The following is a 22,075-nucleotide window of genomic DNA, read 5'->3' as shown; positions in this document are numbered from 1 at the left end:
ATCCTTCAGAATTCCTTTAACCAGTTTTTCACTGACCTCTAAACGGCTTCCCTGCGGCGCATCAATTCTCATCTGAAAATCGGAACTGTCCGATACCGGCATGATGTCCGTACCGAGTGATTTCATCATCAGGAAAATAAGCAGTCCGCACAGGATCATGTATCCTGAAAATAATGCCAGAGTCCTGCCTGACCATTTTCTTAAGCGGTGGCTGTAACCCGTTCGGAACTTATAGAAAAAGCTTCTGTCTTTTCCGGATCTTTTTTCGGTGTGTTTGTTTTTCATCATCCAGTTGGCCAGAATAGGAACAAAGGTCTGGGAGGCTACAAAGGAGGCTGCCATTGCGAATGCTACAGCCATAGAAAGGGGCAGGAACATATCTTTCGGAATTCCGGTCATGATAAACGCTGGGGTCAGTACGGCAAGGATGCATAGTAAAATAAGCAGTTTAGGTACTGAAATTTCGAGGACCGCATCCAGTATAGCTTTCGGTTTGCTTTTGCCCATCTCCATATGCTGGTGGATGTTCTCGATGGTAACGGTGGCTTCATCTACAAGTATTCCTATGGAAAGTGCCAAACCGCTTAAAGTCATGATGTTGATGGTATAGCCGGCAAAATAGAGCGCCGATACTGCAGTTAAAATGGCAATCGGAATGGTCAGGACGACGATAAGTGCGCCCTTGAAATCACCCAGAAATAGAATAATCACCAATCCCGTGAAGATTGCTCCTAAAATGCCTTCATGAACCAGGTTCGAAAGTGATCTTTCAATGTATTTGGACTGATCAAATTCGTAGCGGACGTTCACCCCGTCGGGAAGCTGGTCTCTCAGTTTCGGGAGTGCTTTTTTGAGATGATCCACTGCGGTAAGGGTAGATGCATCTGCTTTTTTAATCACCGGAAGGTAAACGGAACGTTTCCCGTTGATGAGCGCGTATCCCACGGTTTGGTCGGCGGCATCCTGTACGGTGGCTACATCGCCTACATATAAAGTCCTTCCGTCCGCAGTCTGAATAGGAATGGAAAGAAATTCAGATGGGTCTTTCGCAATCGAATTGATAGGCGCCATATAATTGGTTTCACCGATCCTGATGTTTCCGGCAGGTGATGGATGGCTGCTTTTGGTGATGGCCAGCGTAATTTCTTCGGGACTCAAGCCATTGCTCTGCATCGCAGCAGGATCGATATTGATGACTATGGAGCGGATGTTTCCGCCGAAAGGAGCTGGTGCTGTGATCCCGGGGATTTCTACAAACATGGGTCGGATCTTTGTCAGTACCATCGTCTGAAGTTCAGTCACCGAATGCGTCGAGCTTTCAAAAACCAGTTGGCCGACCGGCAGAGAATTTCCATCAAAGCGCACCACCATCGGCGGTACTGCACCCGTAGGCAAAAACCCCATCGCCCGGGATACTTGGGTGGACACCTCGCCTGCGGCCTGCGCCATATCGGTGCCGGGATAAAAGGTGAGTTTCATAAGGGTTAATCCTTGGACACTTTTGAAGTCTATATTTTTGACGCCATTTACAAAAAGCAATACTTTCTGAAATTCGTTGGACATGAATCCGTCCATATATTGTGGGGACAGACCTCCGTAAGGCATTGCAATGTACATGGAGGGCAGTTCGACCTCGGGAAAAATATCGACTTTTATTTTTTTAATAGCTGTGAAGGAAAGGATGCCGATCGCCAAAACCATTACCATAATGACAATTGGCTTTCGCAGGGCAAAACGTATGATATTCATGATAAGTATTTAAAGGTTATTAAACAGGTATTCGAAATCTGCAGAAAGCTCGGCTTCGCTGATGACCTGCTGCCAGTACTCTCTGGAAGCTTCAAGCTGAGTGGTTTCGGTATTTTCAAGAATTGTCCGGATCTGTAACAGTTCGATAAGGGTAATGAGACCGCTTTTGTACCGTGCCGCATACATTTTGTATGCCTGGGACGCAGCTTTCACGGCGCCGGCTTCTTTCAGGAGCTCTTTCTGTTTTTCAGCAAGGTTTTCCTGCAGGGCCTTGCGCTCCACGGAAAGTGCCAACTGATACTGATCACGCAGGTGGCCGAGGCGTTCGGCTTCCTTAGTCAGGGCGCCGGATTTCTGACTGTTCGTATATACACTGCTGATGTTCCAGGTCATCCCCAATCCCACCAGCACATTGTTGGTGGAGTTTGAAAAACCGTCGGTCCAGGTTCCTGAGGCATAACCGCTGCGGTTTATTCCTGTTCCGCGGTATGCATAACCGGATAACATTTTCAGGGAAGGCAGCGCAGCTTTTGTCTGCGCCTCTGCTTTGGCCTGATAATATTCTGATTCATACTGGAGGGTACGGACAAAAGGATGTTCGCTTACAGCTGAATCGTGTTTCGCTAAGTTCATTTCAGGATTCAGAAATTGATTTCCGTCCAGATCCTCAGGATTCAGATCCCTCCGGAGGAATTCTTTGAGTTTTTCGGTGGCTGCCCTGTATTTTCCCATCAGATTGTCCTGCATGGCCAAAGCCTGAACATAGGAAGAATAGGTTAATGCGGAATCTGCTTCAGGTTTAAGACCCGAACGGGAGAGCGCTTTACTTACGGTATGAATTTCTGCCAAACGCTGGGAATTTTTTTCCGCCCAGCTGAGTTTTGAGCCGTAGAAAATCCAGTCCAGATATCGTTGCGAGACTTCTTTTTTCAGCTTTAACAAATAGACCTCGCGGTCCGTTTTTACTTTTTCGGTGAAAAAAGCAGCGGCCTTTTCCTCACTTTTCTGCCGTCCGAAATTATACAGTTCATATTCTGCGGTAGCGGAGGCAAAATTATTGGCAACAGCCGATGCGCCGGAACTGCTGTTTCCCGATACATTAAAAGTCCCGGGCTGGGGGAAAAACCCCCCACTGCTGCCTTCAAAGGTTCCGTAAGTGTTTTGGTACTGAATCCGTACCTGTGGCAGAGCGTTTGCCTTCACCGCCTTGCCTTTAAGTTCCGAGGCGGCGACAGCAGTTTCTGCTGCCATAGCTCCGGCGTAATTTTCTTCTGTCTCCCTCCATATCTGCCGCAGCATGTGTTGGTTTTGGGCGAAGAGATTAGCATTAAGGATGATCACTCCGAAGAGCATGATCATTAGAGTTTTTCTTATCATTTTTTGAAATCATCAGTTTTACCGGACGTGATGCCGGTAAAGGATTAATATTTATTAAAACAATGGATTTCTGCGCCTGAGAGCAGAATATTCAAATTTTAATAATCAAATGATAAGTTTGCGGTACTGTAGAAAAATAGGGATGGCATGACCAATTCGAGCAGAGTCGTAAACAGGATGCTTTTGGATTTTGAGAAGCATAAAAGCCCCTCCGAGAATGATAAAGGTGAATGCAGCCAGGTCGCGTAAGGCCGTAGCCGAGAGTTTTGTTTCGCTTTTGGCGATGATCTCGTGCTCCTTACAGAAATTGCACTGCGAACCAGAGCCGTTGCCAGTGAATTTGCCTGCGGGTGAATGGGTTCTGGAAGTGGTCTCCAGGTTCAGAATATTTTTAATGCTAAATTTTACGGCACAAGATGAAATCAGAATGCAGAGCATGAAAACCACTCCGAAAAGGGTTCTCATTTTATGATGCATGGATGACTTCTGAATATTCACTGACGCAAAAGTAGCGGTTTAAATTCATGTGAGAAAAATATTAACATTTTTTATGCTACGGGAGGCAGTGAAAATCTTTTTACACCTTTCAGGCCACAGCAAATTACATAATAAAATTATAGGCTCCTTCCACTGCAGCAGGGGGTTCCTCCATTCCGCACGCCTTTAATGATCTGGCGAAGTACTGCATTCCCTCACAGCAATCCACCAAGTGTCTATAATTTGAATGATGCAATGCTTTCCTTGCCTTCGGGCAAAGCCCTCAGGCAACGCCAGCCGCAGCGCAGCTATTATTTACTCTCGCAGTTCTTGAATAAAGGCAGCAGCTCCCCGCCACCCATTCCAGGGATGCGGAAAAAAATGGAGCAGACAGTTTTGGGATGGGCCATGTTCGGAACTAGATGAGCAGTACCGTGTATTTTTTCATTGATGGTTGGTCACTGGAGGTAGCACACGGTCATTGCGAGGCGGCGGAACGCAGAAGAAGCAACCCTTCCTCGCATCCCGCACAGCACAAAAAAAAGCCCTCCGTTTCCGGAAGGCTCTTCCCCTAAATATTCTGCTATTTTTGCCACATCCTTCTGATCCTGCCGATCAGGTATTTAAGCAGCATCGTGCCTAAAAAACTGGATGCACCGCCTACAGCGGCGAGGATGGCAGTCTTTACCAGATCCTCCTGCCTGATGTTTACCGCAATCGTGAGGAGGATTCCAAAAGCAGTGCTCACTTTCGTGGAATGGTCAATGAGGGGTCCGTTAATCATCCCGGTAAACGGCCGTCTGGCTCACGGCACTTGCAATGCCACCGGCTACTGTAAGGTAACCCGCCAGGGTCACTACTGCGGCTGGTAGCGCAACGGGGGCAGTGGCGAGCACTCCGCTCACTGCCGTCAGCACAAGGCCGATATTCCGCACTGTTTTAAAGAACTTTGGAGTGGGCGCTTGCGCCCTTTCGATGATCTTTTTCATAACAATTGTTTTAAGTTGATTGTTGGATAATAAGACGGATCACAAATCCGCGCTCGAGCAGCGGGTAGAGGATCTCTTTCAGTCGTTCTGAGGCCAGCCTCGATTGGCGGCCTTTTCCTTCCCCCGTAATGGCCGTTACGGGTGCGATGCATCCTTTGCTTTCCTTCAGCGCGTCATTGAATGGGTGAAACAGGATGGCGTCCCTGCTTTTAACGCCTGTCACCTCTAGATGCCATTTGTATTTGACGCTGAAACGCTTCCTGATGAGATATTTACCCTCCGGGATGCAGGAGACCCTTCGCTGGTTTGCTTTCCAGGGCAGTTCGATTGTGTTGCAGATCTTATTGCCGTTAAAGAAGAGTTCCCCATTGGTTCCGTGAGGGAAATATTTCCTGTTAAGGATAAGTTCCATCTTATCCTTGGACATCAATGATCTTCAGTGCGTTGTAAGCACCGTTTCGGAGCGGGTACTGTACCGAATTAACCTCCTGGTAGAATTCGATCCCCAGTACCAGGAACAGTGGATGTGTCGAATCTGCCGGCAGTTGCAGGGCAAGGTTCACCGGTGCGGTCTGCGTCGTATTCCAGGCCAGCACCGCAGTCTCTGCGTTCACGGTAACGGATTTCTCGTTTTCGAAATCGATCTCCATTGCAGCTGCAACGATTTTGAAATGCGTGGTACCGCCCGGTGCCGCGATCATGCTGCTTGGGCTGAACGGAGCCATGGTAATTCCTGCATCTCCGGTGGCGCGGTCCAGCGTCCATTCCCATGGAGCATAAAGCGAATTTCCGAGCTGTGCGTTGAGGTTGAAGTCGAAACCGGTGAGCAGTTCCGCTTCCCCGTCAATGACGTTCCTCAGTCCCCGCGGATTGGTTTCGTCCATCTGGATCACTTTGACCATTTCCTTCGTAAGCCGGCTTACGATTCTGCTGTCCGCAACGTTCTGCAGCAATTGTCGGATGGAGCTTCTGAGGACTTTTCCCGCCTTTCCGGCCCTTCCGAATTCGGCGCCGTTTTCACGGGTTCTTTGGAATGCCGGGTCTTTTCTGATCCGGTCTGCACTTACACTGCTTTTTTCTTTGGCAATGTAGCCGTCTTTAGTTTTGTAGAAAGTAAGATCTCCGATCGTGCCTTCTAATTTTACAATACTTCTTTGTCGTGCCATTGTAATAAAATTTTAAAATGAATATTGGGAATGATTCAAGGTTCATTCCTTCAGACCTTTTAGTGAATTCACACTACAAAGATTGCAAATAAAAATAGATAAAATACTGTTGCACAGCCGTTTAAAGATGTTATTGCCGGCAAACGAACTTTCCTCCCGAACATTCCTAAAAGGATCTTTTTCGTTCTATATCGTAACTTTCTGCCGGTCATTGCGGGCAGGCGTAACGACGTCGAAGCATGCCGTTCTACCTTAACCCGTGCTTGCGGGAAGGCAAGCCGGCGCCTAACCAACCTCATCATACAAAACCCCATCTTGCACCCACACTTTAGCCCTCGCTTCTTTGTTCATTACTCTCGAATCCCGTACCTCGCACCCCGTACCCTTCAGTATACCAAAGCCCACTCTAAAGCCACCCTGGTGCCACTTAAAGCCACTTTAAAAATGTATTGAGTTTAGGGTAAGAAATAGAAAGTTGTTGGAAGGAAAAATGATACTATTCGGCGGATGGAGGTGAAAGTCACTTAGTGGTTGGTCTTATGGTGATAGGACATCACAGGATGTAAGCGGTTCAGGTATTAAATATCAGCCTCTGCATTGTGATGCTGCGCCCTCTTCCCCTCATCAATCCTTCGGTGTGGCAAATAGTCAAAATAAAGAACGATCAGTGAAATACTTTCGCTGGGAAACCGATACGCGCAAAAATAATTTCCGGTATATTTATCCCGGAAATGAGATCATCCATCGCAATGAAAAAACAACTGCACCTACCGGAAAAACTGAAAAGTAGAATGATAAAAAATTATATAGTATTGGTTGGTATACTGCTGATGGTCAGCAGCTGCAAACTATGATAAAAATGATAAGCTTTTTATGCGATTTAAAAATTAATAATAACTAAATGAAAATACTGAATTTTTTACTTATTCTATTATCTGTTCTAATTAGTTCACAAGGTTTTAAAATAACAGTTGAAAGTTTTAAACAAATTGATAGTAAGCTTTTTATTGCATATAGCATTCAAAATGCTTTGAATCAGGAGCAGAATTTAGTGTTAAATCCTTCAGATTTCGAAACTTATTATGATCCGGAAGAATATTCATATAGTAATGCTTTTTTTAGCGATAATAGCCAAAATTTGTTTGCTCCCCGGGTATTAATCTATGATGAGAACGATAATATTGTTGAAGTTTTTATTCAAAGTCTTGAATCCCCTATTGACTCTGTCTTTATTAAGAGGGAAAAATTATATAATGAACTGATTAGGAAAAGAAAAGACCAGTACTTACCATTGAAAAATAAACTGAACAAATCATTTGGCTGGGTAGAAGTGTATAAAACCATCAATGATAATATTCATGTTTTTAAGCCATTGGAAAAAAAAGAATTTGAAGGCTGTATAGATATAGATAAGTTTATTTACGATGAAATTTTTAGATCGAATGAAACATTTCAGTTGAAAGACAATCATTATTATTATTTTAGTTTGAAAATAAGACAGGACGAAAAACTGCTCAGGGAATTTGTTGAAAATAAAAAACTGACCTTTAATAATCTGTCAATAGAAAGTCCGAAAAAGAAATTCTTTTATAATAAATAAGGCAATGTAACCGGGTCAGCAAGTGGGTAGATTGACTTTTTAAATGCAAATCCACGTCATGAGAATGAGATCCATAACAATATTTTATGTTTGTTTTCCTCACTTTTTTATGGTCAGGAATTTGAACTCAAACTTGCTAAAGTCCAAACCACATTATTGGAAAAGGGTGCGAAGGAAAAGCGCTACGATATCGCGTTGACGAAGAGGAATTATGCAGCCAAAAAATATTTTTACAATCCCAAATCATCAGTTCTGCTCATAAAAAGTAAGCAAAGTTGTGACACCATTGTGTTAGGAAAAAAGCGCAAAGTTCTGAATATTATGAACGATGAAAACTCAAAGTTATATCCAACAGATGTTATGGATGACTGTATTGCAACAATGGGCAAGAATTGCAGCATCAGCCGATCGCTGCTGCACTTGCAGGATGAAAAAAATGCAGGAATTATAACATTTTCTCTAGATAAAATTAAAAATGATGGTGATGAGAGGAATTATGTATTTTACGTTCTGGATAATAACCGTTATACCTTGTTGGTGATCAGTGAATTTTTGCTGCTGTCTTTCCAAAAAAATAGCATATCGATATTCTTTAAAGAAACATGTCGTTTGAAATTCAGTAAATTGCATGTTAATATCTGCACAGAAAAAGACAAAAAATGGTAGTTTTGATTTTAGGAATTTTTGGTGCATTGCTCAGACTCATAAAGGATTTCCTGTCATTACAACAGGACCCACATCAGATACAATAAACGTTAAACCATGAAAACAATATTGTTTTTTTTCTCCGTCATTTTATTATCTGCAATTTCTCTGGAAAAAGAAAAAATAATTCCTGTCAAAGATCAAAATGAGACCAAAGTAATTAAATTTATGTATTCAGAAGAGTATCTTGTTGATTATGGTGAGAAAATGTTTTGGGACAATGTACAGGAACATGCGATAATGTTTCAGGACCAATTTGAAATTAAAAACTTAGTGCAAAAGTTACCACAAACTAATTCAAAGTTGTTTAAAAATCATAACTATTGCTTTATTATACCTCATAAAAAAGGCAATGATACAGTTTATGCAGATTTTAGTTTAAAAGCTTGGATTATAAAAGAAAATGGTAAAAATATATATTACTACGATGAAAAGGGAGATTTAGCAAAAGACTTAAGAGCTAATTATTCTTTTTTTAAAGAGTGTTGGTAGTTTTCTAAGCTTTGTATAATAGATAAGTAATACCCCTCACAAAATCAACGGTATTGATTTTTACAAGTACAACGGCAAGAACTTCAGGAAACAGGCATGTACGATTATGGCGCAAGGTTCTATATGCCGGATATAGGGAGATGGGGGGGCGTGGATCCGCTGACGGAAAAAATGACTCTTCACAGTCCTTACAATTATGCTTTTAACAATCCAATAAGGTTTATTGATCCCGATGGAAGACAGGGAACAGATTGGTATCAAAAGAATGGAACAAATAAAATAGAATGGAAAGACACAGACAAAGAAGTTGAAGGTTATACAAGCTTAGGTAAAAGCAATACACTTGGGGTTTCTGCAGAGGGTAATGATAGAATGTATTATTTATGGAAGAAACTGTTAAGGCTAATGCATATAGACTACCTCAAAATAAAAAATAATGAAAATAGCATTTTTTTTAATAATGGTTTTACTGACCAACCATAGTTGCTCCGCACAAGATAATATTGATTTTTATTATCAGGATAAAACGAAAGCCACAGCAACAGATAGTGCTGCATATAAATCTTATTTGGAAAATATTCCAAATAAATTTCTTAAAAAAGATGACGAAGTCTTATTATTTTTTAATAACGCTGCTTTTATTGACGATGTTATTACTATAAATGGTAAAAGTTATAATTTTGAAAACTACACCTGTGGATATAGACAAATTAGAATTCCTAAAAGTGAGGCAAAGATAAAGATTACATCTAAGAAAAAAGAAAGTATGAAGTTTAATTTAAAAAAAGAAATTGATTACATTATTATTAACGGAGGATTTGATAATAAATGGAGTGTAACATTTTCAGAATATTTTCCTACAATGGAATGCATATAATTACAAGTTCAACGGCAAAGAACCAGGAAACAGTCATTTACGATTACGGCGCAAGGTTCTATATGCCGGATATTGGAAGATGGGGAGTGGTGGATCCACTGCGAATTTATTAGCTAATTACTGGAATGTCTCTGGAGGAGTGGGTCCAGTTTCTGGAAACTATGGAGAGACAAGAAAAACAGAAAATGGGAATGTCTCAATGGGAGGAGCAAGCGTTTCTGCTGGTATTTGGAATTTTTTGAAAAGACCGAAACTTTCTGTAGGAGCTACTGGACAAATCGGAACAACATATATTAACCCTATTAAAAGAATTGGAGAAAGTGATAGGTAGAGATTTAGGATTTAAAATATTTGGAGCAATAGCTTTATGTATGGTTGCTATTGGATATTTTTTTTATAAAGATTATCGAAGAAAAGAGCCTGAAAGAATTAAAGAAAAGAACATAAAGGTATCTTTTTCTGGTAAAATTGATAGTATTTATAGGGACTATTCTAATCACGGAGTGTCTATTTTAATTTTAAAGAATAAAAATAAATTAGAATTTAATATGTATGAACATCGCCGTTTTCGCAAGAACGACAGTATCGTAAAGGAAAAAGGTAAAGACAGTATCTATATCTACAGAAATGGAGAAGTAAAAGCTTATAAGTACTAATTGAATAAAAATATTACTCCTTCTAAAAAACAAGGAGATTCGATAGAATATATTTTTAGAGGAAATCTGATTTTAAAACATAATTTTTTTGACACTGCAAGAAAAAATAAATCATTAACCAATTAAAGTAACACTTTTTAAAATTGCAGGTTACTTCGCTAAAGTAACATCATATCCAACAATTTTAATATTGCCATTTTCTTTTTCTAATGTTATTTTTTCTTCGGTGTTTTTGATATTTCTTTGTACTATATATAGCAATACGTATTCTGAGCGGCTATCTGTACCATTAGATACAAAAGTTTCCCATTTTTTCAATTTAGTATTAGTTACTTTACTGCCACATTCTGTGCTAATATCATATAGCATTTTTTCTAACTGCTTTTTGCTGGTGATATTAAAAAATTTTTCACCAAATAATTGGTATAATTCCCTTGTATCACTTTTATTTAAGATTGAATAAAATTGTTTAGTTATATTTTCCGCATCTATTTTATCTTCTTCCTTATTTTTTCTTGTACTATTGAAACTGCAGTTTAACAACAAGAAGGCAGTTAAAATTATTATGTTGTATTTCATAGATACAATATAATCATGTCAGATAAAAAAATTTAATTTATCTCTATATTTTAAAGATATTTGATATACAATTTTATCGTAATAATCAAATGTTACTTTTTCTATTTTCAACATTCATTCATAAGGAGTTATATTACACAATCATCGACGCCAAAAAATAATTTCGCCCACACAACAGCTTGTTTAAAGTAAAAGAGAAGTAATGGAACAAATTGAAAAGAAAATAATGATACATATTTTAATAGTATGTTTTATAGGAAACATAAAAGGACAAATATTGGAATTTTATGAACCAATCGTAGTGACCTATAAGTCAGAATTGCTTAACACTGAAAAGATTGATGTAGGCATATTTGATTATTTTAAGCAGGATACTTCAAAAATGAAATATGAGCACTTAAAATATGATTCTGATAAAGAAATATTGTACAGGTATGATGAGGCAAATAAAATCTTTAAGACAATATTATGCTTGAAGGATCAAAACTTTAAATCAAAGGAGGAAATAAAATTGGGCATATTTGATGGATTTGTTTTAACAAGAGAAAGCTCTAATAGTTTTAAAGCTACCTCGCCATATGGAGATGGAAGATATCCTTCACACCACAAAATAATTAAATCTATAGACATACTTCAAAAAACAAAAAAGAGATTAATCATAAGAGTTAATTACGAGGATGAATTTGAATGGAAATATTTTGGAATATTAGTGCTTACAGATTATAAATATGAAAATGTGGAAGATGAAGAATAAAAGGGTCACCGGGAGTTTATCTTGCCTAAACATTAGGCCTTTACACCGGATTATTAATGTTTTATCTTTAAATATATTTACCATATGAGAATAAAGGTGCATTTTATTATGCCAAGCGTGATTATATTGACCATCCTCAGATAAAACAAGGAAATCAACATATTTTTACAGATACGCCTTTGAGAGCTGCAACAAGTTGTAATATAGGCTGGAGAGCTGAATTGTCATTGGTCGGCTTTAACAGCAGTGGAGCTCATGTTTTACACACAGTTACTTACGGCTTCAATGTTTACTCAAATGGTCATTCATTATTAATGCCGTTAAAAAGTAAGGAGTATGCACATAGATATTGGTGGTTAAAAAAATAGAATATGAAAAATTTGCTCATAGTTTTAGTGATATTTTTAGGCTGTTCTAAAAAAGAAACCGAAAATATTAATGTTGATCAAATAACTGTAAGATATTTAGGATCACAGGACGCTCCACATCCAATAATCATTCTTACAAATAGGAAACCGAATGAAAACGATTTCCCGACAGTTAATTATCAGGTAGAAAAAGAAGATTTAATTAAAATTGAGAAAATTTCCTATTCAAAAATAAGAGATTACAATAGGGAGTCGTTAGTACTAGTGAAAATAAATAAAGATAACAGGATTGAAAAGTATTTTTTCAAAAAGAAAAATGGAATTGAGATTTTAAGTCAAATTCAGAAAATACTTTCCCATTATAATAACGAACAATTAAATAATGATCTTTTTGATCTGCAATTAGCAACTAAGCAAAATTGGTATCGTGATGGAAGGATTATAGGACTTTAAACTACCAAACCAATTTATCTTTATTCAAAAATTCGTAAGTTTGTTTGGTATGGCAAAAGGATTGCATACCTAAACCCATGATTCATAAAACCTTCTTTTTCTTTTTTTTCCTTTTCTGTTCAGCGGCCGGTGCCCAGTCCAGGGCGGATGCCCTGCTCGGGAAATGGCTCTCTACCGACCGGAACGTCGCCGTAGAGATATTCAAAAAAGACGGCGATTACCGCGCAAAGGTTCTCTGGTTCGACGAAACAATGGGAAGCGGCAAACCGCTCCACCAGCGCCACGATACCGAGAATCCGGATCCGGACCTCCGCAAAAGAAAGATCATCGGCATGGAGATCCTCGACGGCCTGCAGTACAATTCCAGACTTAATTCCTGGGAAAAAGGAAGGATCTACGATGCCTCTTCCGGCCGCTACTGGGACTCTGCGGCGACCATTACGGCAAACGGCCTCCTCAAGGTTCGCGGCTACTGGAAATACAAATGGATCGGCAAGACCATGACTTTTACCAAGACCACCCTTACCGCCTTAAGCAAACTCTAAAACCATAAATCATGAACTTAATCATCAGACTTCTTGTAACCGCCGTAGTGGCGTTTTTTCTCACCAAGATCCTTTCCGGCGTCCACATCGACGGCTTTGCCACCGCATTGATCTTCGCCATTGTCCTGGCCGTCCTCAACATGATCGTAACACCGATATTAAAGATATTGGGCTTGCCCCTCACGATCATTACGCTCGGGCTCTTTTCCCTCGTCATCAATGCCCTCGTCATCCTCATCGCCGATTATTTTATTGACGGCATGAACATCGACGGCTTCTGGTGGGCCTTCCTTTTCAGCATTGCGCTCTCCCTCATCACCTCCCTTTTGGATTCAGTGATCTCAAAGGCAGACTGATCTGAATCTGAACCATTTTCTGATGAAAGCTTTTCCAACTGCCGGAATGGACCGCGCAACTGCGGTGTATTCTGTGATATTCGGCGTGATCTGCGCCGGGGTCGTAGCAACATTACTTTTTTTTGGTGAAAAAGGGGAAATGGCGTTGGTCTTGATTCCGGCAGTCGTTTTGGTTGCCGCGACCGTTACAGCGTATTTAATGATTCCCAAAATTTCGGTGGGTGACGGCAAAGTCATGGTTAAAAACACGTTTGTGAACATCGTATTTCCCGTCGTAAGCATCACCCGTGTCGAACGCTATGAAAAAGTGGGCTTTAACATCCGAACTTTCGGCGTCGGCGGCGTCTTTGGATACTTCGGCTATTTCAACGGGAACGACGTCTGGTATGTCACCAACATCAGGAAAAAGGTAAAGATTACATTGAAAACTGGCAAAGTCTATATGGTGTCGCCGGAGGATCCGGACGGCTTTATCGATGAGATCCTGAACATGAAGGCCACATTTCATTAAATGGCTATATTTGTAAGATCAAATTCTACTTTCAAATGAAATTAAAACATACGCTCGCGGCACTCGCTGCGCCTTTTCTCATGAATGCACAGCAGGTGATGACGCCCGAAACGCTCTGGACGCTGAACAAACTCGGCGTTACCGCCGTGTCTCCGGACCAGTCGGCTCTGATCTACAGCATCGGCAAAACCGATCTGAAGACGGAGAAAAATAATAAAAATTCGTACTTTTTCAACATTCACAGTGCGGAATCCACCGGAATCGATCTTGGGAAGAAATCCCTCATCCAGTGGGATGCAAACGGGATCTATGCGCAGGAAGGCGAAAAGATCTTTCTATCCAAAGATGCCGGAAAAACATGGACAGAATTTTACACGGTTGGGGAAGCAGATAATATCGTCATTTCCCCGGATGGGAAGAAAGTGGCCTTCAGCAGACAGGTTCTCGTCGAAATAGTCATGGCGAAAGACAAATATGCCGACACTCCAAATGCGACGGCTCATATTTATACCGACCTGAATCACCGCCACTGGGATTATTTCAGCGAAGGGAAATACAACCACGTTTTTGTCGTGAATACTGCAGATGAGGTCGGAAAAGCCAAAGACCTCCTCGAAGGCAAAGCCTGGGATTCGCCGCAGCGGCCTTTCGGTGGCGCTGAGGATTTTATCTGGAGTCCTGATTCCTCAAAGCTCCTGTATGTAACCAAACCCTTGACCGGCGCAGAATATGCCCAGTCCACAAATACGGATATCTTTGCCTACGACCTGAATTCAGGAACCACAGAGAACATCACGGCAAGCAATAAAGGCTATGATGTTTCCCCGAAATTCTCTCCGGACGGCAAAACCTTGTCCTGGCAGTCAATGGAAAGGGACGGCTATGAAGCGGACAAGAATGACGTAAAGATCATGGACTGGAAATCGCGTCAGGTCACCAATCTCACGAAAGACTGGGACGAAAGCGTGGCCGGTGACGTCTTCTGGGCTCAGGATTCCAGAACGGTCTATTTCACCACGCCCTTCCGCGGGACAAAGCAGCTCTTTTCCCTCAATCCCAAAAATTCAAGAGTGGTGCAGATCACCAAAGGGAATTTTGATGTGAATGAAATTGTAGCCCAGGAGAAGAATACTTTGCTCGTCACCCGTACCGACATGAATCACAATGCCGACCTCTTTTCGGTGGACGTGAAAAATGGCGCGATGAAGCAGGTGACGGATATCAATAAAGAAAATTATTCCAGAATAACCCCTTCCAGAACCGAACTGAAAATGGTGAAAACCACCGACGGCAAGGAGATGGGCGTCTGGTTCGTTTATCCTCCGGATTTCGACCCGGCCAAAAAATATCCGACGCTTTTATACTGTCAGGGAGGTCCTCAGTCTGCCCTCACCCAGTTTTTCTCCACAAGATGGAACCTCGCCCTTATTGCAGCCAACGGATACATCGTGGTCGCGCCGAACCGCCGCGGAATGCCGGGTTGGGGAACCGCCTGGAATGAAGACATCTCAAAGGACTGGGGCGGCCAGCCGATGAGGGATTACCTCGCAGCCACCGACTTTGCCAAGACTTTACCGTATGTGGATGCGGACCGGATGGGTGCCGTAGGCGCAAGCTACGGCGGCTACAGCGTCTTCATGCTGGCCGGAATCCACAACAACCGTTTCAAAACCTTTATCGCCCACGATGGACTGTTTGATATGAAATCATGGTACGGAACCACCGAAGAGCTCTGGTTTGCGAACTGGGACCTCGGGAAACCGACCGATAAGCCGCTCCCGAAAGCATACACGGAGTTCAATCCTTCAAATTATGTCGACCGATGGAACACGCCGATCATGATCGTGCAGGGCGGGATTGATTATCGCGTGCCGTACGAGCAGGGCCAGGAAGCCTTTCAGGCAGCCAAGCTCCACGGACTGAAAACAAAATTCCTCTATTTCCCGAACGAAAACCACTGGGTATTGCACCCCCAGAACGCTTTGGTCTGGCAGCGCGAGTTCTTTGGCTGGTTAAAAGAAACTTTATAATATTCTGCGGTCGGATTTTTTCGGCCGCAATTTTTATGCATATTTAAAATGGTACAAATGAAGATCCTTAAAGATTATCGCATATTCGACGCACGCCAGGAATTGGATGCTGTTGAAAACCTGTTAAAACAGAATGAGGTAAAGTATTTTATTCAGGAAAGTAATGAGATTGTAGATAAAAAATATTTGTTGCAGCTGAAACCCGAGGATTTTGATAGAGTGGACAGATTACGTGAAGGGTTGGTTGAAATTGATTTCGAAAGTCTTCCTGCAGATTATTATTTGCTCGAATATTCGGATGACGAATTGCTGGATATAATTGGCAACAGAAGTGATTGGAGTGAGTTTGATTATGTGCTTGCCAAAACACTGCTTACCAACAGGAAAGTGGAGTTCAGCGAAATGAATGACAGCCGTAGGGAGATCATAAATTCAGATTTTTCAGAAAACGATACCAGCGGCCTTGAACTGTTAGGCAACAATCTGTTGTTGAGTTATATGTTTGCATGTATAGTCGGGCCTTATTTCATGATTCGGTATTTTGTAGTGATAACAGCTAAAGAAAGGATTGAAGATGGAAGTATGGTGTATAAATATGATAAGAACATAAGAAAACACGCCCTCCTGATTTGCATAATTGGTTTCGTTTCAACTTTTTTCTGGATAGCGGTTTACCGATACAATGTTTTTAGAAACTAAAGATCTTCTTAAAAATAAGCACAAATAAAAGCGGGCTTTAGCCTGCTTTTATTATTATATTTGGAATGGCTTTAGCCGAAACTAAAAGCAGTTTGAATGCAGAACAGAATTTCCTCCTTTCCTCCAATCATTTCTGAATCCTCAAAAGTGTTGATCTTGGGATCGGTACCGGGCGTGAAATCCCTTGAAATGCAGGAATACTATGCGCATCCCCAGAACCATTTCTGGAAGATCATCTTCCGCTTATTTAATGAGGAAATCACAACCGATTATTCGCAAAAAATGAAGATCCTGGACAGGAACAGGATCGCGGTCTGGGATGTTATCGATACCTGCGAACGCGACGGAAGTCTGGATACCCGCATCAGGAACGAGGAACACAACGATATTGTGAAACTGCTGAAGGATTTCCCGAATATTGAAGCCATCTTCTGCAACGGCCAGAAATCTTTTAAGAATCTGACGAAGATCGTCGGCAAGGATTTTGACCTCCCCGTCTTCGTGATGCCCTCTACGAGTCCGCTGCATACCATTTCCCTGGAAAGGAAACTGGAAGAGTGGAAGAAGGTTCTGGAAATCTGAAATACCGGAAATTCCTTTAAATCGCTGAAAACTTGACTTTGGGGTTTCAATAGCGTATATTTGCACTCCGAAAATTATTCGTTTTCGGACTTGATTTTTTAAACCGTAATTTAAAAAAAATGAAACCGGGCTAAGCGCGGTTCCAGCAGACCAAAAAATAATAAAAATTCCCTGATGAAAACATCCGATTTTAATTTCCACTTGCCGGAGGAACTTCTGGCAGAACACCCTTCAGAACACAGAGACGAAGCCAAATTGATGGTCCTGCACCGCAAAACGCAGACCATTGAACATAAATTATTCAAAGATGTTGTTGATTATTTCGAGGAAAAAGACCTTTTCATCTTCAACAATACCAAAGTTTTTCCTGCACGGCTCTACGGAAACAAAGAGAAAACAGGCGCCAAGATTGAGGTCTTTCTTTTAAGGGAACTCGATAAGGAAACCCGCGTTTGGGACGTACTCGTTGATCCGGCCCGTAAGATCCGGATCGGAAACAAATTGTTCTTTACCGAAGACGAATCCTTGGTGGCAGAAGTCATTGACAATACCACCTCAAGAGGAAGAACATTGAGATTCCTGTACGACGGTTCGTACGAAGAATTCCGTATCAAATTAAAGGAACTTGGCGAAACCCCGCTTCCGAAATACATCAAAAGAGCCGTAGAACCTGAAGATACCGAACGTTACCAAACAATTTATGCGAAACATGAAGGCGCGGTAGCAGCACCGACTGCAGGTCTGCATTTCTCGAAACACCTGATGAAAAGACTCGAGATCAAAGGGATCGATTTTGCGGAAGTAACGCTTCACGTAGGGTTGGGAACCTTCAATCCGATTGAAGTGGAAGATCTGAGCAAACACAAAATGGAATCCGAGGAAGCCATCATCGATCAGAAAAATGCCGACATCATCAACAAGGCGGTAGAAGAGCAGAGAAGAGTAGTGGCGGTGGGTACCACAACAATGAGGGCTTTGGAAACTTCGGTTTCTTCCAACAGAAAGATCGGACCTTACCACGGCTGGACAAACAAATTCATTTTCCCTCCGCATGATTTCGGAGTGGCGAATGCCATGATCACGAACTTCCACACCCCGAAATCAACGCTCATGATGATGATCGCTGCTTTCGCCGGAAAAGATTTCCTCATGCACGCCTACGAAGAAGCCATCAAGAACGAATACAAATTCTATTCTTACGGAGACGCAATGCTGATTTTATAATCTGTAAAAAAAATATAATAAATAAAAGTACAATGTATAGACATGCATACATGAATACATTGTACTTTTTACATTAATAATGAAAGACATCCGCACCTTATCCCTTGAACAGTTACAGACCTATTTCGTTACCCTTGGCGAAAAGCCTTTCCGTGCGAAACAGGTCTATGACTGGCTCTGGAGCAAGAATCTTCATTCGATTGAGGAAATGACGAACCTCTCCAAGGAACTGCGGGAAAAGATCGCCCTCGAATACCACATCAATCCCATTTCGGTGGACCAGTTGCAGAAATCGACCGACGGAACCATTAAGAACGGCGTAAAGCTGCACGACGGCCTCTTGGTGGAATCGGTTTTGATTCCTACCGAAACCCGCACCACGGCCTGTGTATCGTCCCAGGTGGGCTGTTCCCTGAACTGCGAATTCTGCGCCACGGCGCGCCTGAAAAGGATGCGGAATCTGGAGGTCGCAGAGATTGTTGACCAGGTCGCACTCATCGACCGGCAGAGCAAACTCTACTTCGACAGGCCCCTTTCCAACATTGTGTTTATGGGTATGGGCGAGCCGATGATGAACTACAAGAACGTCGTGGAAGCCATCCGGAAGATCACCGAACCGGAAGGTTTGGGCATGTCCCCGCGAAGAATTACGGTCTCCACTTCCGGAATCCCGAAGATGATCAAAATGCTGGCCGATGATGACCTTCGTGTGAAGCTCGCACTCTCCCTGCATTCGGCCATTGAGGTGAAGCGGAATGAGATCATGCCTTTTTCCGATAAGTTCCCGCTTACCGATATCATGGAATCGCTTCAGTACTGGTACGAAAAGACCGGAAATCCCATCACGTTTGAATACTGCGTCTGGAAAGGCATCAACGACAAAGATGAAGACATCAAAGCGCTCATCCGCTACTGCAAGCAGGTTCCGAGCAAGGTCAACCTGATCCAGTACAACCCGATCGGCGACGGAAAATACGACAAATGCAATAAAGAGGCGGAGGAAAACTACGTCCGCCAGCTCGAAAATGCCGGTATTACGGTTCTCATCCGCAGAAGCCGGGGCGGAGACATCGACGCCGCCTGCGGACAGCTCGCGAACAAATCGAGTGAATAATGTTCAGCCACAGGGGTAAATCCCGCACCGAAAAGCACAATCTGGGGATTGCTTCCCTGCTCGGTTTCGTGGCAGGTTTGGTGAATGTAGTGGGGTTTTTTGCCGTGCAGAAACTTACAACCAATGTGACGGGACATTTTGCCTATTTCGTGGATGAGATGTTCAAACAGGATTTCCGGAGTGCTTTTAACGTAGCCCTTTATATTTTTTTCTTCTTTTTAGGGGCTTTCTTTTCCAATTTTACGGTAGAAGTTGCTTCCCGGATACGCGAAAACCTCATTTATGTGGTGCCCACCCTAACAGAAGCGCTGATTCTCGCAACAATCGCTTTCAGCGGGAATTTTCTGGCGAAGGAAAACCCGGACATAATTGCCTTCAGTCTCCTGTTTGCAATGGGAATGCAGAATTCCCTCGTCACCAGCATCTCCAATGCAGTCGTAAGAACAACGCACCTCACGGGTCTCTTTACCGATATGGGCATAGAATTTTCCCAGCTGTTCTTCTATAAGGATCAGGACCACAAAAAGAAACTCATAAAATCCATAAAACTGCGTTTAACAATCATCTGGATGTTTTTTGCAGGCGGTATTGCGGGCGGTATTCTGTTCGGAAGTTTCGGCATCAAAGCCCTTCTTTTCGGAGCTGCGTTATTGCTCCTGGGCCTTTTGTACGATTTTATCAAAATCCGGCTGTTATTGTTAAGAAATAAGACCTCATGAACAGAATTTTACTTTTTCTCATCTTTGTCATTTTTCAAAGCGGCTTTGCCCAGAACCTGGACTTTCTGAAGATCAGAAAGTTTGAAGTTTCCGTGCTGAGCGATTCCTTAAAGGAAAACTCCGGACTCCACTTCGTTCGGGGAAAGCTCTACACCTTCAACGATGGCGGCAATTCCTCCGAGATCTTTGAAATCGACACGAAATCAGGCAAAATAAACCGGACTTTCACAACTGGCCTTCAAAACCAGGACTGGGAAGCCATGACCAGCGATTCCGCCAATATTTATATCGCCGATTTCGGGAGTAATGCCGGCATGCGGAAGGACCTGAAGATCTACAGGATCCCTTTTGAAAGCCTTCTTACCGCCTCCGCGTTGGGAAACGCCCGCGAAATCACTTTCTTCTACCCCCAACAGACCGATTTTACAAAACGCCTCATCGACAATGATTACGATGCGGAAGCCATGATTTTTCTGAACGGAAAGATCCATCTCTTTACGAAAGAATGGCGCTCCAGAGCGGTAACGCATTATACCCTGGATCCGCAAATGGCCGGAAATCAGCCTGCGCAGCAACTGGAAACCTTTCAGACAGATTTTGTGGTGACCGATGCTTCTTATTTCGACAAAAAACTCTATCTGATCGGCTATACGAAGAAGACGGAAGTTTTCCTAAGCGTCTTCACGGAAACACAGCCCGGAATTTTCTTTCAGCAGGAACCTCAGAAATATTACCTCGGAAGCGCTTTATCAATAGGTCAGATCGAAGGCATTGCCGTGGATGGAAGTGGAGTTTACATATCCGGGGAAGAATTCCGCTCGCCTTTAGGCACCGCCCGACAGCGTTTGTATTTTGTTCCGAACAGGAAATTGCACTGAAATTCTCCATTCAGCCGATTGATATCAGCCAAAAACAGGACTTTTATCAGCAAAAGATTTTAACGGTTTTAAATCGGTATAATCTATCCGAAAAATAATATATTTGTCTTCACCAAACACTCACCCCCTTCATTATCCATTTGTGTCGAATATTGTAGAAGAAATCAAGAGACCCATCACCGACGAAATGAAACTTTTTGAACAGAAGTTTTATGAATCCATGCAGAGCAATGTTCCGCTTCTGGATAAGGTCACGCGGTTTATTGTAACGACCAAAGGCAAGCAGATGCGGCCGATGTTTGTTTTTCTCTGCGCCAAACTGGTGGGAAACGTCAATGAAAAAACCTTCCGCGGCGCTTCTATGATCGAACTCATCCATACCGCAACACTCGTACATGACGATGTGGTGGACGAAAGCTTTAAAAGACGAAATTTTTTCTCCATCAATGCCTTGTGGAAGAACAAGATTGCCGTTCTCGTAGGCGATTACCTGCTCTCCAAATCCGTTCTGCTTTCCACCGACCATAAGGATTACGATTTGCTTGCCGTCATCGCGAGGACTATCCGCGAGATGAGTGAAGGCGAACTGCTCCAGCTCGAGAAAGCCCGGAAACTGGACATTACCGAAGACGTTTATTACGAGATCATTCGCCAGAAGACAGCCACCTTAATCGCGGCCTGCTGTGAGATTGGCGTACTTTCGAATGATGCGGATGAAGTGCTGGCAAAGAAGATGATGGAATTCGGCACCTTTACCGGAATGGCCTTCCAGATCAAGGACGATCTTTTTGATTACCTCACATCCAACGTCATCGGAAAACCAGTCGGGATCGACATCAAGGAGCAGAAAATGACCCTGCCGCTCATCCACAGCTTAAAGATTGCGACGGAAGCCGACCGTAAATACCATTTCAACACGATTAAAAGGTTCAACACCGATAAAAAGCGCGTCAAGGAACTCATTGATTTTGTAAAGAAATCCGGTGGACTGGATTATGCGATGGACGTGATGAAAGATTTCCAGCAGAAAGCAAAAGCCATCCTCAACGATTTCCCCGATTCTGAAGCCAAGCATTCCCTCAACCTCATGCTGGATTACGTGATTGAAAGGAAATTCTAGTGACATCCGTACATTAGATTAAATTCAAATAAGGTTGGAGGAAACGGAATCCTCT

Annotated in this window: 28 protein-coding genes and 1 pseudogene; 20 read left to right on the top strand and 9 right to left on the bottom strand. The window is 42.4% G+C overall.

Translation table 11 applies throughout. The annotated features are described in order from the left end of the window. The 8 genes from FUA25_RS04350 to FUA25_RS04320 all read right to left on the bottom strand — a co-directional run. The coding region (locus FUA25_RS04350; protein ID WP_147755654.1) for an efflux RND transporter permease subunit at nucleotides 1-1,749 on the bottom strand (1,749 nt) is incomplete at its 3' end. A gap of 9 nt (nucleotides 1,750-1,758) precedes the next feature. Further along, nucleotides 1,759-3,126 carry a TolC family protein gene (locus FUA25_RS04345; RefSeq protein ID WP_147755653.1) on the bottom strand — a complete coding sequence of 456 codons (1,368 nt, stop codon included), beginning with the start codon at nucleotides 3,124-3,126 and terminating at the stop codon, nucleotides 1,759-1,761. A gap of 105 nt (nucleotides 3,127-3,231) precedes the next feature. After that, the gene (locus FUA25_RS04340; protein WP_147755652.1) at nucleotides 3,232-3,591 is read right to left on the bottom strand and encodes a hypothetical protein; all 360 of its coding nucleotides are present in this window, start codon (nucleotides 3,589-3,591) and stop codon (nucleotides 3,232-3,234) included. Nucleotides 3,592-4,061: 470 nt separating this feature from the next. Next, a complete protein-coding gene (locus FUA25_RS13320; protein ID WP_228411640.1) occupies nucleotides 4,062-4,199 on the bottom strand; it encodes a hypothetical protein in 138 nt (45 codons plus the stop codon). Beyond that, nucleotides 4,187-4,387: a hypothetical protein gene (locus FUA25_RS04335; protein ID WP_147755651.1), complete on the bottom strand. Its 201-nt coding sequence runs from the start codon at nucleotides 4,385-4,387 to the stop codon at nucleotides 4,187-4,189. Before FUA25_RS04335 ends, FUA25_RS13320 begins: the two co-directional genes overlap by 13 nt. Next, nucleotides 4,380-4,592, bottom strand: coding sequence for a hypothetical protein (locus FUA25_RS04330; protein WP_147755650.1), 213 nt, complete (start codon nucleotides 4,590-4,592; stop codon nucleotides 4,380-4,382). Before FUA25_RS04330 ends, FUA25_RS04335 begins: the two co-directional genes overlap by 8 nt. Nucleotides 4,593-4,602: 10 nt before the next feature. Continuing rightward, nucleotides 4,603-5,019: a DUF5675 family protein gene (locus FUA25_RS04325; protein ID WP_228411639.1), complete on the bottom strand. Its 417-nt coding sequence runs from the start codon at nucleotides 5,017-5,019 to the stop codon at nucleotides 4,603-4,605. Continuing rightward, on the bottom strand, nucleotides 5,006-5,758 hold the full coding sequence (locus FUA25_RS04320) for a hypothetical protein (RefSeq protein WP_147755649.1): 753 nt from the start codon (nucleotides 5,756-5,758) through the stop codon (nucleotides 5,006-5,008). The genes FUA25_RS04325 and FUA25_RS04320 overlap by 14 nt, the downstream gene beginning before the upstream one ends. A gap of 901 nt (nucleotides 5,759-6,659) precedes the next feature. Here FUA25_RS04320 and FUA25_RS04315 point away from each other — a divergent pair. The 7 genes and pseudogenes from FUA25_RS04315 (at nucleotide 6,660) to FUA25_RS04290 (ending at nucleotide 10,088) form a co-directional block, all read left to right on the top strand. Further along, nucleotides 6,660-7,358: a hypothetical protein gene (locus tag FUA25_RS04315; protein WP_147755648.1), complete on the top strand. Its 699-nt coding sequence runs from the start codon at nucleotides 6,660-6,662 to the stop codon at nucleotides 7,356-7,358. Nucleotides 7,359-7,448: 90 nt separating this feature from the next. Next, nucleotides 7,449-8,024: a hypothetical protein gene (locus FUA25_RS04310; protein ID WP_147755647.1), complete on the top strand. Its 576-nt coding sequence runs from the start codon at nucleotides 7,449-7,451 to the stop codon at nucleotides 8,022-8,024. 96 nt (nucleotides 8,025-8,120) lie between these two features. Further along, nucleotides 8,121-8,555, top strand: coding sequence for a hypothetical protein (locus FUA25_RS04305; RefSeq protein ID WP_147755646.1), 435 nt, complete (start codon nucleotides 8,121-8,123; stop codon nucleotides 8,553-8,555). A 61-nt stretch (nucleotides 8,556-8,616) separates the two neighbouring features. Beyond that, nucleotides 8,617-8,795, top strand: a pseudogene (locus FUA25_RS13440) (RHS repeat-associated core domain-containing protein); the annotation flags it as partial. 196 nt (nucleotides 8,796-8,991) lie between these two features. Beyond that, complete coding sequence (locus tag FUA25_RS04295; RefSeq protein ID WP_147755644.1) at nucleotides 8,992-9,432, top strand: hypothetical protein; 441 nt, start codon at nucleotides 8,992-8,994, stop codon at nucleotides 9,430-9,432. Continuing rightward, nucleotides 9,423-9,545 (top strand): hypothetical protein, encoded by a 123-nt coding sequence (locus FUA25_RS13380; protein ID WP_262712203.1) that lies wholly within the window; start codon nucleotides 9,423-9,425, stop codon nucleotides 9,543-9,545. The genes FUA25_RS04295 and FUA25_RS13380 overlap by 10 nt, the downstream gene beginning before the upstream one ends. Nucleotides 9,546-9,743: 198 nt before the next feature. Then, nucleotides 9,744-10,088 (top strand): hypothetical protein, encoded by a 345-nt coding sequence (locus tag FUA25_RS04290; protein ID WP_147755643.1) that lies wholly within the window; start codon nucleotides 9,744-9,746, stop codon nucleotides 10,086-10,088. A gap of 150 nt (nucleotides 10,089-10,238) precedes the next feature. On the opposite strand, the gene FUA25_RS04285 is transcribed toward FUA25_RS04290, so the two are convergent. Then, nucleotides 10,239-10,667 carry a hypothetical protein gene (locus FUA25_RS04285; RefSeq protein ID WP_147755642.1) on the bottom strand — a complete coding sequence of 143 codons (429 nt, stop codon included), beginning with the start codon at nucleotides 10,665-10,667 and terminating at the stop codon, nucleotides 10,239-10,241. Between the two features lie 202 nt (nucleotides 10,668-10,869). Between FUA25_RS04285 and FUA25_RS04280 the strand changes: the two genes are divergently transcribed. The 13 genes from FUA25_RS04280 to FUA25_RS04220 all read left to right on the top strand — a co-directional run bounded on the left by FUA25_RS04280 (nucleotide 10,870) and on the right by FUA25_RS04220 (nucleotide 22,020). Beyond that, nucleotides 10,870-11,421 (top strand): hypothetical protein, encoded by a 552-nt coding sequence (locus FUA25_RS04280; protein WP_147755641.1) that lies wholly within the window; start codon nucleotides 10,870-10,872, stop codon nucleotides 11,419-11,421. Nucleotides 11,422-11,792: 371 nt separating this feature from the next. Next, nucleotides 11,793-12,242 carry a hypothetical protein gene (locus FUA25_RS04275; protein ID WP_147755640.1) on the top strand — a complete coding sequence of 150 codons (450 nt, stop codon included), beginning with the start codon at nucleotides 11,793-11,795 and terminating at the stop codon, nucleotides 12,240-12,242. 77 nt (nucleotides 12,243-12,319) lie between these two features. Continuing rightward, a complete protein-coding gene (locus FUA25_RS04270; protein WP_147755639.1) occupies nucleotides 12,320-12,787 on the top strand; it encodes a DUF2147 domain-containing protein in 468 nt (155 codons plus the stop codon). Nucleotides 12,788-12,798: 11 nt separating this feature from the next. Beyond that, entirely contained in the window at nucleotides 12,799-13,143 is a 345-nt protein-coding gene (locus tag FUA25_RS04265) for a phage holin family protein (RefSeq protein ID WP_147755638.1), read from the top strand. Nucleotides 13,144-13,165: 22 nt separating this feature from the next. Next, nucleotides 13,166-13,654 (top strand): PH domain-containing protein, encoded by a 489-nt coding sequence (locus FUA25_RS04260; protein WP_147755637.1) that lies wholly within the window; start codon nucleotides 13,166-13,168, stop codon nucleotides 13,652-13,654. Nucleotides 13,655-13,689: 35 nt separating this feature from the next. Further along, a complete protein-coding gene (locus FUA25_RS04255; protein WP_147755636.1) occupies nucleotides 13,690-15,684 on the top strand; it encodes a S9 family peptidase in 1,995 nt (664 codons plus the stop codon). Nucleotides 15,685-15,741: 57 nt separating this feature from the next. Next, nucleotides 15,742-16,383, top strand: a complete 642-nt coding sequence (locus FUA25_RS04250) for a hypothetical protein (RefSeq protein WP_147755635.1) — start codon at nucleotides 15,742-15,744, stop codon at nucleotides 16,381-16,383. 96 nt (nucleotides 16,384-16,479) lie between these two features. Further along, entirely contained in the window at nucleotides 16,480-16,965 is a 486-nt protein-coding gene (locus FUA25_RS04245; protein ID WP_147755634.1) for a DNA-deoxyinosine glycosylase, read from the top strand. 174 nt (nucleotides 16,966-17,139) lie between these two features. Then, the gene (queA, locus tag FUA25_RS04240; RefSeq protein ID WP_147755633.1) at nucleotides 17,140-18,189 is read left to right on the top strand and encodes a tRNA preQ1(34) S-adenosylmethionine ribosyltransferase-isomerase QueA; all 1,050 of its coding nucleotides are present in this window, start codon (nucleotides 17,140-17,142) and stop codon (nucleotides 18,187-18,189) included. A gap of 79 nt (nucleotides 18,190-18,268) precedes the next feature. Continuing rightward, complete coding sequence (rlmN, locus tag FUA25_RS04235) at nucleotides 18,269-19,303, top strand: 23S rRNA (adenine(2503)-C(2))-methyltransferase RlmN (RefSeq protein WP_147755632.1); 1,035 nt, start codon at nucleotides 18,269-18,271, stop codon at nucleotides 19,301-19,303. Beyond that, the gene (locus FUA25_RS04230; RefSeq protein ID WP_147755631.1) at nucleotides 19,303-20,022 is read left to right on the top strand and encodes a YoaK family protein; all 720 of its coding nucleotides are present in this window, start codon (nucleotides 19,303-19,305) and stop codon (nucleotides 20,020-20,022) included. The genes rlmN and FUA25_RS04230 overlap by 1 nt, the downstream gene beginning before the upstream one ends. Further along, nucleotides 20,019-20,900, top strand: coding sequence for a hypothetical protein (locus FUA25_RS04225; RefSeq protein WP_147755630.1), 882 nt, complete (start codon nucleotides 20,019-20,021; stop codon nucleotides 20,898-20,900). Before FUA25_RS04230 ends, FUA25_RS04225 begins: the two co-directional genes overlap by 4 nt. 142 nt (nucleotides 20,901-21,042) lie before the next feature. Further along, nucleotides 21,043-22,020, top strand: a complete 978-nt coding sequence (locus FUA25_RS04220; protein ID WP_147755702.1) for a polyprenyl synthetase family protein — start codon at nucleotides 21,043-21,045, stop codon at nucleotides 22,018-22,020. The last annotated feature ends 55 nt before the right edge of the window (nucleotides 22,021-22,075 follow it).

This window comes from Chryseobacterium sp. (assembly GCF_008014695.1).
Lineage (GTDB): Bacteria > Bacteroidota > Bacteroidia > Flavobacteriales > Weeksellaceae > Kaistella.
The sequence above is the reverse complement of the archived record's forward strand: the minus strand, read 5'-3'. Positions and strand labels throughout refer to the sequence as shown.